The 13,361-nt window shown below is 71.5% G+C and carries 13 protein-coding genes and 1 pseudogene; 8 read left to right on the top strand and 6 right to left on the bottom strand.

Going from position 1 to position 13,361, the window contains the following annotated elements; translation table 11 throughout:
• Positions 1–22: 22 nt before the first annotated feature.
• Positions 23–2,566 (bottom strand): ATP-dependent helicase HrpB, encoded by a 2,544-nt coding sequence (gene hrpB / locus ABZ910_RS03570; RefSeq protein WP_361358554.1) that lies wholly within the window; start codon positions 2,564–2,566, stop codon positions 23–25.
• Between the two features lie 115 nt (positions 2,567–2,681).
• Positions 2,682–3,542 (bottom strand): class I SAM-dependent methyltransferase, encoded by an 861-nt coding sequence (locus ABZ910_RS03565; protein ID WP_361358552.1) that lies wholly within the window; start codon positions 3,540–3,542, stop codon positions 2,682–2,684.
• Positions 3,543–3,854: 312 nt separating this feature from the next.
• Between ABZ910_RS03565 and rpsA the strand changes: the two genes are divergently transcribed.
• From rpsA to ABZ910_RS03545, 4 genes are all read left to right on the top strand, one after another.
• Positions 3,855–5,348, top strand: coding sequence for a 30S ribosomal protein S1 (gene rpsA, locus ABZ910_RS03560; protein ID WP_361358549.1), 1,494 nt, complete (start codon positions 3,855–3,857; stop codon positions 5,346–5,348).
• 271 nt (positions 5,349–5,619) lie between these two features.
• The gene (locus ABZ910_RS03555) at positions 5,620–6,558 is read left to right on the top strand and encodes a PAC2 family protein (protein WP_361358546.1); all 939 of its coding nucleotides are present in this window, start codon (positions 5,620–5,622) and stop codon (positions 6,556–6,558) included.
• Between the two features lie 79 nt (positions 6,559–6,637).
• Positions 6,638–7,318 carry a dephospho-CoA kinase gene (gene coaE / locus ABZ910_RS03550; RefSeq protein WP_361358543.1) on the top strand — a complete coding sequence of 227 codons (681 nt, stop codon included), beginning with the start codon at positions 6,638–6,640 and terminating at the stop codon, positions 7,316–7,318.
• 50 nt (positions 7,319–7,368) lie between these two features.
• Positions 7,369–7,749: a tetratricopeptide repeat protein gene (locus ABZ910_RS03545; protein ID WP_361358540.1), complete on the top strand. Its 381-nt coding sequence runs from the start codon at positions 7,369–7,371 to the stop codon at positions 7,747–7,749.
• Between the two features lie 150 nt (positions 7,750–7,899).
• On the opposite strand, the gene ABZ910_RS03540 is transcribed toward ABZ910_RS03545, so the two are convergent.
• Positions 7,900–8,211, bottom strand: coding sequence for a DUF6343 family protein (locus ABZ910_RS03540; RefSeq protein ID WP_361358538.1), 312 nt, complete (start codon positions 8,209–8,211; stop codon positions 7,900–7,902).
• A gap of 77 nt (positions 8,212–8,288) precedes the next feature.
• On the opposite strand from ABZ910_RS03540, the gene ABZ910_RS03535 reads away from it, so the two are divergent.
• Together ABZ910_RS03535 and ABZ910_RS03530 are read left to right on the top strand one after the other, a co-directional pair.
• Positions 8,289–9,197 (top strand): acyltransferase domain-containing protein, encoded by a 909-nt coding sequence (locus ABZ910_RS03535; protein ID WP_361358535.1) that lies wholly within the window; start codon positions 8,289–8,291, stop codon positions 9,195–9,197.
• Between the two features lie 88 nt (positions 9,198–9,285).
• Complete coding sequence (locus ABZ910_RS03530; protein WP_361358532.1) at positions 9,286–9,969, top strand: class I SAM-dependent methyltransferase; 684 nt, start codon at positions 9,286–9,288, stop codon at positions 9,967–9,969.
• A 161-nt stretch (positions 9,970–10,130) separates the two neighbouring features.
• Here ABZ910_RS03530 and ABZ910_RS03525 read toward each other — a convergent pair whose 3' ends face one another.
• Complete coding sequence (locus ABZ910_RS03525) at positions 10,131–10,598, bottom strand: RNA-binding S4 domain-containing protein (protein ID WP_361359080.1); 468 nt, start codon at positions 10,596–10,598, stop codon at positions 10,131–10,133.
• A 507-nt stretch (positions 10,599–11,105) separates the two neighbouring features.
• Between ABZ910_RS03525 and ABZ910_RS03520 the strand changes: the two genes are divergently transcribed.
• Complete coding sequence (locus tag ABZ910_RS03520) at positions 11,106–11,813, top strand: uracil-DNA glycosylase (RefSeq protein WP_361358529.1); 708 nt, start codon at positions 11,106–11,108, stop codon at positions 11,811–11,813.
• Between the two features lie 84 nt (positions 11,814–11,897).
• On the opposite strand, the gene ABZ910_RS03515 is transcribed toward ABZ910_RS03520, so the two are convergent.
• The gene (locus ABZ910_RS03515; RefSeq protein WP_361358526.1) at positions 11,898–12,371 is read right to left on the bottom strand and encodes a GNAT family N-acetyltransferase; all 474 of its coding nucleotides are present in this window, start codon (positions 12,369–12,371) and stop codon (positions 11,898–11,900) included.
• Positions 12,368–12,784 carry a RidA family protein gene (locus ABZ910_RS03510; RefSeq protein WP_361358523.1) on the bottom strand — a complete coding sequence of 139 codons (417 nt, stop codon included), beginning with the start codon at positions 12,782–12,784 and terminating at the stop codon, positions 12,368–12,370. The genes ABZ910_RS03515 and ABZ910_RS03510 overlap by 4 nt, the downstream gene beginning before the upstream one ends.
• A gap of 214 nt (positions 12,785–12,998) precedes the next feature.
• On the opposite strand from ABZ910_RS03510, the pseudogene ABZ910_RS03505 reads away from it, so the two are divergent.
• Positions 12,999–13,233 (top strand): annotated as a pseudogene (locus ABZ910_RS03505) (DUF899 family protein); the annotation flags it as partial.
• Between the last annotated feature and the right edge of the window lie 128 nt (positions 13,234–13,361).

Below are 13,361 nucleotides of genomic sequence, written 5' to 3'. Positions count from 1 at the left end.
ACGGGACGTCAGCTCCGGAAGGTCAGCGCCTGAGTCGGGCGTTGGTGTGCCGCGTGGGCTCGGCGGTGGCCGGGTCCTCGGGCCACGGATGCTTGGGGTAGCGCCCGCGCAGCTCCGCTCGTACGGCCCTGTAGCCGTCCTTCCAGAAGGAGGCGAGGTCGGCGGTGACGGCGGCCGGGCGCCCGGCGGGGGACAGAAGGTGCACGAGCAGCGGCAGCCCCGCGACGGCCGGCGACTCCCGCAGCCCGAACATCTCCTGCAACTTCACGGCGAGCACGGGCTGCTCGGGATTGCCGTAGTCGACCCGGATCCTGGAGCCACTCGGCACGGCGATCCGCTCCGGGGCGAGTTCGTCGAGCCGGGCCGCGTCACCGCTCGCCCACGGCAGCAGCCGCGCGAGCGCCTCCCCGGCATCGATCCGCGCGAGGTCGGCGCGCCGCCGGGCCCGCCCCAACTCGGGCTCCAGCCACTCGTCCACGCGCGCGTGCAGGGCATCGTCCGACACATCCGGCCACGGCTCCCCGAGCCGCAGCCGCAGAAAGGCCATGCGCTGCCGCAGTACGTGCGCCTCCGCCGACCACCGCAGCAGCCCGAACCCCTCCCGCCGCAGCCCTTCGAGCAGCGCCTCGCGTACGAGGGCGGGGTCGGCGTCCCTGAGCGGCCGTACCGTCAACTCCACGGCCCCCAGCCGCTCGACGCGCCGGGCCACGACATCGCCGTCGCCCCAGCGCACCTCCTCCCCCTCCTCCAGCAGCGCCCCGCCCGCGAGCCGCGCCACGTCCTCGTCGATCAGCGCGCCGAGCCGCACGCGCGCGTGCCCCCTGCCCACGGGGCGATCGGCGGCGGCGACGGCGATCCACTCACCGCCCCGCAGCGCGGACGCCTCCCCGAGCTCGGCCCGGGTCCCCGACACCATCAGGCAGGACCCCCCGTCCCACTTCCCGACCCACTCGGGAAACGCGAGCGCGGCGACGACACCGGCCGCCCTGTCCTCCCCGACCCCGCCCCCGACGCCTGCCGCGGCGGCCGATGCGGGGGAGGGCGCCTGGGCGGACTCCGCCGCTACGGCCCGCAGACGCCGTACCTCCGTCCGCCACCGTGCCGCATACGCGTCGCCCCCGCGCCGGGCGGCGCGCCAAGCAGCGGCCAGGTCGTCGCCGTACTCACGCGGCGTCTCCTCGCTGAGCAGCGCGACGACCTCGGCAGCCCGGTCCGCCCCCACCAGCGGCGCCGCGTCGAGCAGCGCACGCGCCAGCCGCGGGTGCAGACCGAGCCGCGCCAGCCGTACCCCCCGCTCCGTGGCCCGGCCGGCGGAGTCCACCGCGCCGATCGCCGTCAGCACACCCCGCGCCGCCGCCATCGCGCCGCCCGGCGGCGGATCCAGCAGCGCCAGCCCGGTGGCGTCCGGGTCGCCCCAGCAGGCCGCCTGCAGCGCGAACGCCGTCAGGTCGGCCACCTTGATCTCCGGGGCCGGGAACCGCGGCAGACGCGTGTCCTCTGCTTCCGACCAGCACCGGTACACCACACCGGGTGCCTCGCGCCCTGCGCGCCCCGCCCGCTGCCGGCCCGCCGCCTGCGACGCCCGTACCGTCGTCAGTGCGCTCAGCCCGCGCGCGTGGTCGACGCGCGGCTCCCGCGCCAGCCCGGAGTCGACCACCGTCCGCACCCCGGGAACCGTCAGCGACGACTCCGCCACGGACGTCGCCAGCACCACTCGGCGCCGCTCCCCGGGCGCGAGCACCGCGTCCTGCACCGCCGCCGGAGCCCGCCCGTGCACCTGCAGCACATCGATGCCGCCACGCTCACCCAGGTCCCCCAATTGCCCGGCGACCCGCGCGATCTCCCCCACGCCCGGCAGGAAGCACAGCACGTCCCCCGGCCCCTCGGCCAGCGCCCGCCGCACCACCGACGCCACGTGCGCCGGCAGTGCCGGGTCGACCCACATGCCGTGCGGCGGCCGTACCGGACGGGACGGAGGCGCCCACACCACCCCGACCTCGTGCGCGGCCCCGCGCGCCTCGACCACCGGCGCGTCGCCCAGCAGCCGCGCCCACCCCTGCGCGTCCGTGGTCGCCGACGCGGCCACCAGCCGCAGCTCCGGCCGCAGCGTCTGCCGTACGTCCCACAGGAACGCCGCCACCGTGTCCGCGTCCAGATGCCGCTCATGGCACTCGTCGAGCACCACCACGTCGACGCCGGCCAGCTCCTGGTCGCGCTGCAGCCGCTGCAGCAGCACACCCGTCGTGACGACCTCCACGCGCGCGCGGCGGCCCACGACCCGCTCCCCGCGCACGGTGTAGCCGACGCTCTCCCCGACCTTCTCGCCGAGCAGCCACGCCATCCGCCGGGCCGCCGCCCTGGCCGCGATCCGCCGCGGCTCGGCCACGACGACCCGCCGCGCGGGCCCCTCGCCCAGCAGCCCCGACAACGCCAACGGCACCAGCGTCGTCTTACCGGTGCCGGGCGGCGCCACGAGGACGGCGGTGCCGTGCCCCTCCAGGGCGTCGTCGAGGGAGGGCAGGGCACCACGTACGGGCAGGGCGTCCAGGGCGTCGTAACGGATCACGCCGCCAGTGTCGTACGGCCCCGGAACCACCCGCGCCGCACGGCCCAGGAAAACACGGGCACGCGCGCGTGAGGGCAAAACACAGGCACGCGCGCGTGAGGGCGACGTGGTGCGCTCAGTCCCGCTCGCACACGAAGATCGCCGTACCCGGGATCAGACGGCCGCGCAGCGGCGACCAGCCGCCCCACTCCGAGGTGTTCCAAGCCGGCCACTCCGGCTCCATCAGATCCACCAGCCGGAAGCCCGAGGCGACGACGTCCCGGACGCGGTCGCCGATCGTCCGGTGGTGCTCGACGTAGACCGCCCGCCCCTCGTCGTCCTGCTCGACGTACGGCGTGCGGTCGAAGTAGGAGGCCGAGACCGACAGCCCCTCGGGGCCGGGCTCGTCCGGGAAGGCCCAGCGGATCGGATGCGTGACGGAGAAGACGAAGCGGCCGCCCGGGCGCAGCACCCGCCGTACCTCCCGCAGCACCAGCCGCGGATCCGCCACGAAGGGCAGCGCCCCGTACGCCGAGCACGCCAGGTCGAAGGAGGCGTCGGCGAAGGGCAGCGCACCGGCGTCCGCGCACACCAGGGGGAACGAGCCGCCGATGCGCAGCGCGTGCTGGAGCTGGCGGTGGGAGAGGTCCAGGGCCACCGGCCGGGCGCCCTGCGCGGCCAGCCAGCGCGCGCACTGGGCCGCGCCGGCGCCGATCTCCAGGACGTCCTTGCCCTTCAGCTCCTCCGGCGGGCCGAGCAGCTCCGCCTCCACCTCGTCGAGGCCCTCGGGGCCCCACACGAAGCGGTCGTCGCCGAGGAACGTGCCGTGTTCGATCTGGTACTCGTCCGCGTTCCGGTCCCACCAGCCCCGGCTGGCCCGGGAACTCTCCGCGACGTCGGCGTCACGCCGGGTGGCTTCCGGTTCGAACGGTTCGGGCTCTTGGATGATGGGCTCCCTCGTCGTACTCTTCCGTGCAACCCTCCAGGGGCGTGTCACAGGAGTGGTCCCCCGGGCGCGCGCCGCCTCGTGGGACGGTTCTTGCGCCGGGTATGCGGTGATCCGCCCCGGCTGTGCGCCTTCGCGCATTGACCCTGTCCGGCTGCCCCCGTATGCTACAAGTTGCGCTGCGAGCCTGCGTGCCTCAGACGTAGCAGGCTGCGCTCGCATCTGTTGTATGTCCCCTCGGTTGTCGAGGCGCCACCGTTTTGTGTGGCGCTTCCTTGGCTGTCCGGCGTCTGCAGAGCGAAACGGGCTCCCGGCGTAAGCAGTACCTACGACTTCAATGTCCGTACCGGAGCCCTTTCCCACATGACGAGCAGCACCGAGACCACCGCCACCACCCCGCAGGTTGCGGTCAACGACATCGGTAACGAGGAAGCCTTCCTCGCCGCGATCGACGAGACGATCAAGTACTTCAACGACGGCGACATCGTCGACGGCGTCATCGTGAAGGTCGACCGGGACGAGGTCCTGCTCGACATCGGTTACAAGACCGAAGGTGTCATCCCGAGCCGTGAGCTCTCGATCAAGCACGACGTCGACCCGAACGAGGTCGTGGCCGTCGGCGACGAGATCGAGGCCCTTGTCCTCCAGAAGGAGGACAAGGAAGGCCGCCTGATCCTCTCGAAGAAGCGCGCCCAGTACGAGCGTGCCTGGGGCACCATCGAGAAGATCAAGGAAGAGGACGGCATCGTCACCGGTACCGTCATCGAGGTCGTCAAGGGTGGTCTCATCCTCGACATCGGCCTCCGTGGCTTCCTCCCGGCCTCCCTGGTCGAGATGCGCCGCGTCCGCGACCTTCAGCCGTACGTCGGCAAGGAGCTCGAGGCCAAGATCATCGAGCTGGACAAGAACCGCAACAACGTGGTCCTGTCCCGCCGTGCCTGGCTGGAGCAGACCCAGTCCGAGGTCCGCCAGACGTTCCTCACGACCCTCCAGAAGGGTCAGGTCCGCTCCGGTGTGGTCTCCTCGATCGTCAACTTCGGTGCCTTCGTGGACCTGGGTGGCGTCGACGGTCTGGTCCACGTCTCCGAGCTGTCCTGGAAGCACATCGACCACCCGTCCGAGGTTGTCGAGGTCGGCCAGGAAGTCACCGTCGAGGTTCTCGACGTCGACATGGACCGCGAGCGTGTCTCCCTGTCGCTGAAGGCGACGCAGGAGGACCCGTGGCAGCAGTTCGCCCGTACGCACCAGATCGGTCAGGTCGTCCCGGGTAAGGTCACCAAGCTGGTTCCGTTCGGTGCGTTCGTCCGCGTGGACGAGGGCATCGAGGGTCTGGTCCACATCTCCGAGCTGGCCGAGCGCCACGTGGAGATCCCGGAGCAGGTCGTCCAGGTCAACGACGAGATCTTCGTCAAGGTCATCGACATCGACCTCGAGCGTCGTCGCATCAGCCTCTCGCTGAAGCAGGCCAACGAGGCCTTCGGTGCCGACCCGGCCTCGGTCGAGTTCGACCCGACCCTGTACGGCATGGCCGCGTCCTACGACGACCAGGGCAACTACATCTACCCCGAGGGCTTCGACCCCGAGACCAACGACTGGCTCGAGGGCTACGAGACCCAGCGCGAGGCGTGGGAGCACCAGTACGCCGAGGCGCAGCAGCGCTTCGAGCAGCACCAGGCGCAGGTCATCAAGTCCCGCGAGGCCGACGAGGCCGCTGCCGCCGAGGGTGGCGAGGCTGCCGCTCCGGCCGCGGCCGGTGGCGGTTCGTACTCCTCCGAGGGTGCGGACACCTCCGGTGCCCTGGCCTCGGACGAGGCGCTTGCCGCGCTGCGCGAGAAGCTGGCCGGCGGCCAGAGCTGATCATCGCTAGCCGCTGGGCTTAGCCGATAGTCCTGAGGGCCCGTACCTTTCGAGGTACGGGCCCTTCGGCGTTCCCCGGGGGGCCTTTCGTCGTCCTTCGAGCGCGGGTCGGTGTGGGCTGATCGCGCAGTTCCCCGCGCCCCTGGGTGGGCCTTGCGGCCTGTGCCGTGAGGTGGGCGCGTCCTGTGACGGTGCGTCAAGGCTGGCGGGGTGGGAATGCTCGTGTCCCGGGGTGTGTTGGACCGTACGAACACGAGGAGGAGCGGTCACAGTGCTTGATCCGCAGGGTTTGTACGCATGGGAGCCGAAGGGGCTGGCCGTCGTCGACATGGCGCTGGCCCAGGAGTCGGCCGGTCTTGTCATGCTCTACCACTTCGACGGATACATCGACGCGGGCGAGACCGGCGACCAGATCGTCGACCGGCTCCTCGACTCGCAGCCCCACCAGGTCGTGGCCCGCTTCGACCACGACCGGCTGGTGGACTACCGAGCCCGCCGCCCGCTGCTGACTTTCACGCGCGACCGCTGGACCGACTACGAGGTACCCGGCATCGAGGTCCGGCTCCTCCAGGACGCCACCGGCGCGCCCTTCCTGCTGCTGTCCGGTCCCGAGCCGGACGTGGAGTGGGAGCGGTTCGCCGATGCCGTACGGGAGATCGTGGACCGCCTCGGTGTCCGCCTCTGCGTGAACTTCCACGGCATCCCCATGGGCGTCCCGCACACCCGGCCGGTCGGCCTCACCCCGCACGGCAACCGCACCGACCTCGTCCCGGGCCACAGCAGCCCCTTCGACGAGGCCCAGGTGCCCGGCAGCGCCGAGTCCCTCCTGGAGTACCGCCTCATGGAGGCCGGTTACGACGTCCTCGGCGTCGCGGCGCACGTCCCGCACTACATCGCCCGCTCCGCGTACCCCGACGCGGCGCTGACCGCCCTCGAGGCCATCACGGCCGCGACCGGCCTGGTCCTGCCCGGTATCGCGCACGCCCTGCGCACGGAGGCGCACCGCACGCAGACCGAGATCGACCGGCAGATCCAGGAGGGCGACGAGGAACTCACCTCCCTCATCCAGGGTCTTGAGCACCAGTACGACGCGGCCGCGGGCGCCGAGACCCGCGGCAACATGCTCGCCGAACCGGTCGACATCCCGTCGGCGGACGAGATCGGGCGCGAGTTCGAACGCTTCCTGGCGGAGCGTGAAGGCGAGATCTAGGGCCTTGGTGGCCTAGGGCCTCGAGCCCTCTGGTTGGGCGGCGGATGCCCTGCCAGGGGCAGGGCCTAAGCTTCCGCTCATGCTGAAAGTTGGCCTGACCGGCGGGATCGGAGCCGGCAAGAGCGAGGTGTCGCGGCTGCTCGTGGAGCGCGGTGCCGTGCTCATCGACGCGGACCGCATCGCGCGCGAGGTCGTCGCGCCCGGAACGCCCGGACTGGCGGCGGTGGTCGAGGCCTTCGGCAAGGAGGTGCTGGCCCCGGACGGCAGCCTGGACCGGCCCGGGCTGGGGGCGATCGTCTTCGCCGACCCGGAGAAGCTGGCCGTCCTGAACGCGATCGTCCACCCCCTGGTCGCCGCCCGCTCCCGCGAACTCGAGAGCACGGCCGCCGACGACGCCGTCGTCATCCACGACGTCCCGCTCCTCACGGAGAACGCCCTCGCGCCGCTGTACGACGTCGTGGTGGTCGTCGACGCGAGCCCGGAGACCCAACTCGACCGGCTCGTACGGCTGCGAGGCATGACCGAGGAGGACGCACGCGCGCGTATGGCCGCGCAGGCGACCCGCGAGAAGCGCCGGGAGATCGCCGACGTCGTCATCGACAACGACGTACCCCTGGAGGCGCTGGAGCGGCGTGTGGACGACGTGTGGGCGGACCTCGCCCGCCGGGCCCACGCGCACAGTGCGGTGCCCCGGGAGGCGTCCGAGGGCCAGTCCCCGGAGCCACTTGACGGGGCGTCCCACGAGTCGCCCGAGGAATAGCGGGTCCCTGCCCGGGCGTTGAAGCCCTCCAGTAAGGGAAGGACTTTGCTGTGCCCGAGATCAGCGGTTCGACCGGACGTACTCCGGAGACGCATGTCATCGACTTCCGTGCGGCCGAGCAACTGCTCAACGCACGGGACCCGCAGGGCGCGGTGAAGCTGCTCGACGGCGTCATCGCGGCGCACCCCGAGAACACGGCCGCACGCCTGCTGCGCGCACGCGCCTTCTTCGCGTCCGCGCAACTGCGGCCCGCCGAGCTGGAGTTCACCCTCGTCCTGGAACGCGAGCCGGACAACGCGTTCGCCCACTTCGCCCTCGCCCGCACCTACGAACGCCAGGGCCACCCGGACCAGGCCAGGCGCCACTTCCGCCTGGCGGCCGCGCTGGACCCGAACCCGCGCTACCTGGAGGCGGCGCGCTTCGATCCGTGACGGGGAGCGGGGGAGAGAGCCCGCGGGGGGTGTGCCTACGTACTGTGGAACGCACTGGATGCACTGGAGTGCGCTGGCGTGCACCGGAGCGTCCTGCGGTGCCTACGGCGTCCTACCGTGCCGTACGGAAATGTGGCGTGGCCGGCCGGTTCACGGGTGCCGGTGCTGCGGCGGGCGCCGGTAGCGCGGATGGTGCTGCGGCAGCGGGTCCTCCAGCGGCCGGTACGGCGGGACGTCCCGGCCCGGCTGGTAGTGCGGGCCCTGCCGGATGTGCCGGAGGATCATGGTCATGTCGATGGTGATCACCAACCACAGCACCCCGCAGGCAGCCGCCCAGCCGGGCCGCCCGACGAGCGCGAACGCCGCCGTGCCGAAGATCGCCCAGACCAGCCCCCACACGCTCAGCCAGAACCGCGCCCGCAGTGCACTGCGCGCGGTCGCCGGTTCACTTCCTGTACGCATCGGGACCACCACTCCTCTTTGAAACGTACTCTTCGACGAGGGCGACCACCAACGTTCACCCGAGGGGGGACCGCGACGTGCTGCCGGACGCCGACCACCTGCCCGAGCTGCTGCTCGATCTCGCCGTACCGCACGAAGACATCAACGAACTCGTCGGCCTGCGGCGCACGGTGACGGGCGACCCGGGCACGCTGCGACTCCTGGAGGAGTGCGTCGAGGAGCTGGTCCGGGAGGTGGGGGAGGTGGGCCGCGCGTCACGGCTCAGGGAGCGGGTGGCAGAGGCCCCGGCCGCGCTGGGCGGCTACTTCAGCGTGTACGTCTTCGTCGCCGCGCTTCCGCACACACGCGCCTACCACCGCGCACGCGGTATCCCGGACGACGTGTCCCGGCGCACCCTCGCCGACCTGGGCCGCAACATGGCCGTGCACCGCAGGTGGCATGGCAGGGGAGGAGTGCAGCAGCCGTACTGGCTCGTCCACCACTTCCGCGGCGAGCTGTACCAACTGGGGCGGCTGCAGTTCGAGCGGGTGCGGTTGGGGGAACGTTCGGTGCGCGCGCTGCGGGAAGCCGGGCTGACGGCATCGCCGGGTGACCCCTGCCTCGCCCTCCACATCCCCGACTTCCGCGGGCCGCTCACACCGGCCGCGTGCGATCAATCCCTGGCGCAGGCGCGGGAGTTCTTCGCCCGGTACTTCCCCGAGGAGCGTTACGAGACGGCGATCTGTCAATCCTGGCTGCTCGACTCCGAGTTGAAACGGTATCTGTCCGCCGACTCCAACATCATCCGGTTCCAGGAGCGGTTCCAGGCCGCCCGCGAGGACTCGAAGCCGTCCGACCGGGAGCCGGTGCAGTTCGTGTTCGGGAACCCGGACCTGCCGACGGCTGACCTGCCGCGCCGCACGTCCGTCGAACGGGCCGTCGGAGACCATCTGCGGGCCGGCGGCCACTGGTACATCGGGCACGGGTGGTTGCCGCTGGGGCACTGAATTACTCGAATTTACTCGAACGAGTGAACTGAGGCGGTGGGGGAACGGCCGTGCCGGGCCCAGCCGTTGTTCGGGCATGACGGTTGAAATGCGTGAGGGGTACGAGGGGACAGGACCGGGGGCGATCACCCCGGACGGCTGCGCGGTGGAGCTGTACACGCGGTTGCCGGTGAGGGGCGAACCGGATGTCATCGCTGCGGCGGTGCCGGCCGGTGCGCACATCCTGGAGCTCGGCAGCGGCGTGGGACGTGTGACTCACCCCCTGCTGGAGCGAGGGTTCACGGTCACGGCGGTCGACGAGTCCGCCGAGATGCTGGAGCGCGTCCGCGGGGCGCGCACGATATGCAGCCCGATCGAGGACCTCGACCTGGGCGAGACGTTCGACGTGGTGATGCTCGCCTCGTTCCTGGTGCACACCGGGGACGCCGACGTACGGCGGGGCCTGCTGCGCACCTGCGCCCGGCACATGGCGGAGGGCGGCTGCGTGCTGATCCAACGGGAGGGCGAGGACTACTACACGAACCTGCCGCGGGAACGGGTCGACCCCAGCGGCTTCACCGTGCGGATCGTGTCGGCGGAGCCGGTCGGGGACGGGGTGAACTCGGTGCGCGCGGAGTATGTGTTCCCGGACGTGGTCTGGACACAGACGTTCCGCTCCCGACCGCTCACCAAGGAGAAGTTCGAGGAGGCACTGGCGGAGGCGGGGCTGGAGGTGGACGAGTACCTGACAGGGGATGGGGTGTGGGTGCGCGCGATACGAACGGAGCAATAGGGGCGGCCGAGACGCGGGCGACTGAGATACGGGTGAGTGAGTTGTGGGCGGTTGAGATATGGGCGGCTGAAGGGAGTGCCGGACGGTAGGGCCCGACGCGACGAGGTTGCAACGCCGAACTACTTCAACGTCGAACTACTTCTACGGGCGCGACGGGTGGGTCAGCGTCCCCGGGGATGGCTGCCGGGCTCGCCCAGCCCTAGCAGCCGCTCCAGCTCGCGACGGTCCCGCTTGGTGGGGCGGCCGGTGCCGCGGTCGCGGAGCCCGGCGGGAGCCGCGGCTTCGCGGGGCGGGGGCGGCGGGGAGTTGTCGATGTAGCACTGCGCGGCCACGGGGGCGCCGACGCGCTTGCGGATCAGACGCTTGACGACGACGATCCGCTCCCGGCCCTCGTGCCGCACGCGCACCTCGTCACCGACGCGCACCGAGTGCGCGGGCTTCACGCGCTCACCGTTCACATGGACGTGTCCGCCACGACAGGCGGCGGCGCCCAGGGAACGGGTCTTGATCAGGCGCACGGCCCAGATCCAGCTGTCGATGCGAACGGTCTCGCCGCTCGCTGGCCCGGCGGCCTCGGCGACAGCCACCGCGGCGGCGACCTTCGGATCCGTGACTGGGGAGTCGCCGATGACCGCGGTTTCGGCGGTGTCTGTGGCTTCGGTGACTGAGATTCCGTCGGTGTCTGTGGCTCCGGAGGGCTGTGTGGCTTGAATGGGCGTGCCTGTGCTGTCCGCCTCGCCTGTGCCGGCCGTGTCCGCCGCGTCGGTCGCGCTCGCAGTGTCGGTGCTGTCCGTCGTACGCGTCATGCGCGTCGTTTCGGTCAGGCGGATCTTGCTCTTGTCCGCATCCTCGGAGGCCATGTCCCGACCTTAGCTCTCCGGAGCGGGTGAGCCGGACGCGTTTTCCGCCGGTGCCGGTGCCGGTGCCGGTGCCGGTGCCGGGTGCCGGGTGCCAGGTGCCAGGTGCCAGGTGCGGGCGGCGGGTGACGGTGTCGGGTGGCTGGTGCCGTGGGTGACGCAGGCGGGTGGCTGGTGCGGTGGGCTGGAAAACGAGGGGGTGGGGAGGGGGAGGGGGGACCCCCACACACGACACGGCGGGACCTCACGGCACGGCGTCCCCCGCCCTACCGTAGAAGCATGACCACCAGCCCTCCCTCAGACCTCGGCGACCTCGATCGGCGTATCGCCGGCTGCCGGGCCTGTCCGCGGCTGGTCACCTGGCGTGAGGAGGTGGCCCGCACCAAGCGCGCCTCCTTCGCCGACTGGACGTACTGGGGCCGGCCGGTGCCGGGCTTCGGGCCGCCGGACGCCCGACTGTTGATCATCGGGCTCGCTCCCGCGGCGCACGGCGGCAACCGCACCGGCCGCATGTTCACCGGGGACCGTTCCGGGGACGTGCTGTATCAGGCGCTCTACGACGTCGGGCTCGCCTCGCAGCCGACCTCCGTGAGCGCCGACGACGGCCTGGAGCTGTACGGCGTACGCGTCACGTCGCCCGTCCACTGCGCCCCGCCCGCCAACAAACCGATCCCCGAGGAGCGCGACAACTGTCGCCCGTGGCTGGTCGAGGAGCTGAGGTTGCTGCGGCCGACCCTGCGGGCCGCGGTCGTGCTCGGCGCTTTCGGCTGGCAGGCCGCGCTGCCCGCGTTCGCCGAGGCGGGCTGGACGGTGCCCCGCCCACGGCCCGCCTTCGCCCACGGCAGCCGCGTGACACTCGACGACGGGCTGGACCTGTTCGGCTGCTTCCACGTGAGCCAGCGCAACACCTTCACCGGCCGGCTCACCCCCGAGATGCTGCGGGAGGTGCTCCGTACGGCAGCGGACGCGGCGGGACTCCGTACGTGAGGCGAGGCCGGGGCGCAGTGCGACGGCCGCCACACGCGCACTGCATGTGCACGTGCAGTGCGCACACCTGCTACGGCTCTCGCGTCACGGTTGCCACACGTACCGCACGTCCGGCTCCCGTTCCTCGTTCGCGCTGCCGTCCGTGAACTCCACGGCGACGAAACCGTGCCGCTCGTAGAAACGGTGGGCGGGCTTGTTGACCTGGAAGGTCCACAGCGTCAGTCCCCGGGGGCTGCGCCGCTTGGCGAGGGCGACGAAGCGGTCGCCGATGCCCCGCCCCCGCCATTCCGGGGCGAGGTAGAGCTGGGACAGCAGGTCGCCGTCGAGCACCATCAGCCCCACGATGCCGCCCATGCCGCCCCTGTCGGCGACTTCGGCCACCCAGGTCTCCCGCAGCGGCACCACCACGTCCCGGATGTGGTCGCGAACCTCGTCGTCGGACCGCGGCCGTACGACCGTGGGCAGCGCGGCGGCGAAGGAACGCAGCCAGACGTCGGCGGCGGCAGCCGCATCAGAAGCGGCCGCCCGGCGCAGGACGACCCTTGTCTCGGCGCTCACGGGTGGCTGCACTTCTCGGGGACCACGGCCGTCGCTGTGATCTCCACGAGCTGCCCGGTGTACCCGAGACAGGCCACCCCGAGCAGCGTCGACGCATGAGGCCCGGCGCTGAGCCCGGACGCCTCGACCACGTCCCACACCGCGGAGAGCACCGCAGGCTCACTGCTCACGACGTACACATCCGTCGCCACGACCTGTCCCAAGTCACTGCCGACCGCGTTGAGTTGCTCACTCAGATTGGCGATCACCTGCTCGGCCTGTCGCACGGGGTCCCCGAGGCCGACCACCTCCCCCTGGGCATCGAGGGGCACGGCTCCGGCGAGGAACGCGAGCCTTGTACCGGCCTCCACCACCGAGGCGTGGGAGTAGGTGGGCGGGGGAAACAGGCCGGGGGCAGTGACGCGCTGGATCACGAGGACTCCTCGCGTGGAAGGCGGACGACGCACCGATCATCCGGGCCACCGACCACGACCGCACCCCAATTACGAGCCCGGCTGCGAGGCGTGGACGGCGTGATCGCGTCCTTGTGCGCAGGAGCAGGGCCGTACGATCTGATCCCGGTGATCACGAAGGCCCAGACGCTCCTGCCAACTCACCACCCAGCGCCGCGATCCCGGCTGCCCCGACAACGACTTCAACCGGGACTTCGGAGCGATCCTGGAGTGGCACGGGGAGCTGGTGGAACGGCCGGGTCTCAGTTGCTTCCTGCGGGAGCGCGACCGGGTCTTCCACACCTACTCGGCGTACGAGCGGGAGCTCGACGGGCTGGGTTCGACGACCAGCCTGCTGGATCTGACGGTGCTGGGGCCGCACTCCCGAAGGCGGTGACCAGTTCCGCTGTCACGACGAGTACGAGGACTGACATGCCAAGAGGCCAACTAGCCAATTAGCCGAGGTGCCGCGGGGACAGTCAACGGAACCTCACCATCCGTATGGAGCCGGTATCGGCTACGTCTCAGTCCCATCACTGCGCGAGGCTTTTCCCTCCTC

It is taken from the genome of Streptomyces sp. NPDC046805, assembly GCF_040645355.1.
Classification (GTDB): Bacteria; Actinomycetota; Actinomycetes; order Streptomycetales; family Streptomycetaceae; genus Streptomyces.
The sequence above is the reverse complement of the archived record's forward strand: the minus strand, read 5'-3'. Positions and strand labels throughout refer to the sequence as shown.

What these genes read in the sequence shown, in the direction of transcription:
- rpsA (WP_361358549.1), top strand. Translation starts at nt 3,855, where the DNA reads ATGACGAGCAGCACCGAGACCACCGCCACCACCCCGCAGGTTGCGGTC.
- coaE (WP_361358543.1), top strand. Translation starts at nt 6,638, where the DNA reads ATGCTGAAAGTTGGCCTGACCGGCGGGATCGGAGCCGGCAAGAGCGAG.
- ABZ910_RS03540 (WP_361358538.1), bottom strand. Translation starts at nt 8,211, where the DNA reads ATGCGTACAGGAAGTGAACCGGCGACCGCGCGCAGTGCACTGCGGGCG.
- ABZ910_RS03530 (WP_361358532.1), top strand. Translation starts at nt 9,286, where the DNA reads ATGCGTGAGGGGTACGAGGGGACAGGACCGGGGGCGATCACCCCGGAC.
- ABZ910_RS03520 (WP_361358529.1), top strand. Translation starts at nt 11,106, where the DNA reads ATGACCACCAGCCCTCCCTCAGACCTCGGCGACCTCGATCGGCGTATC.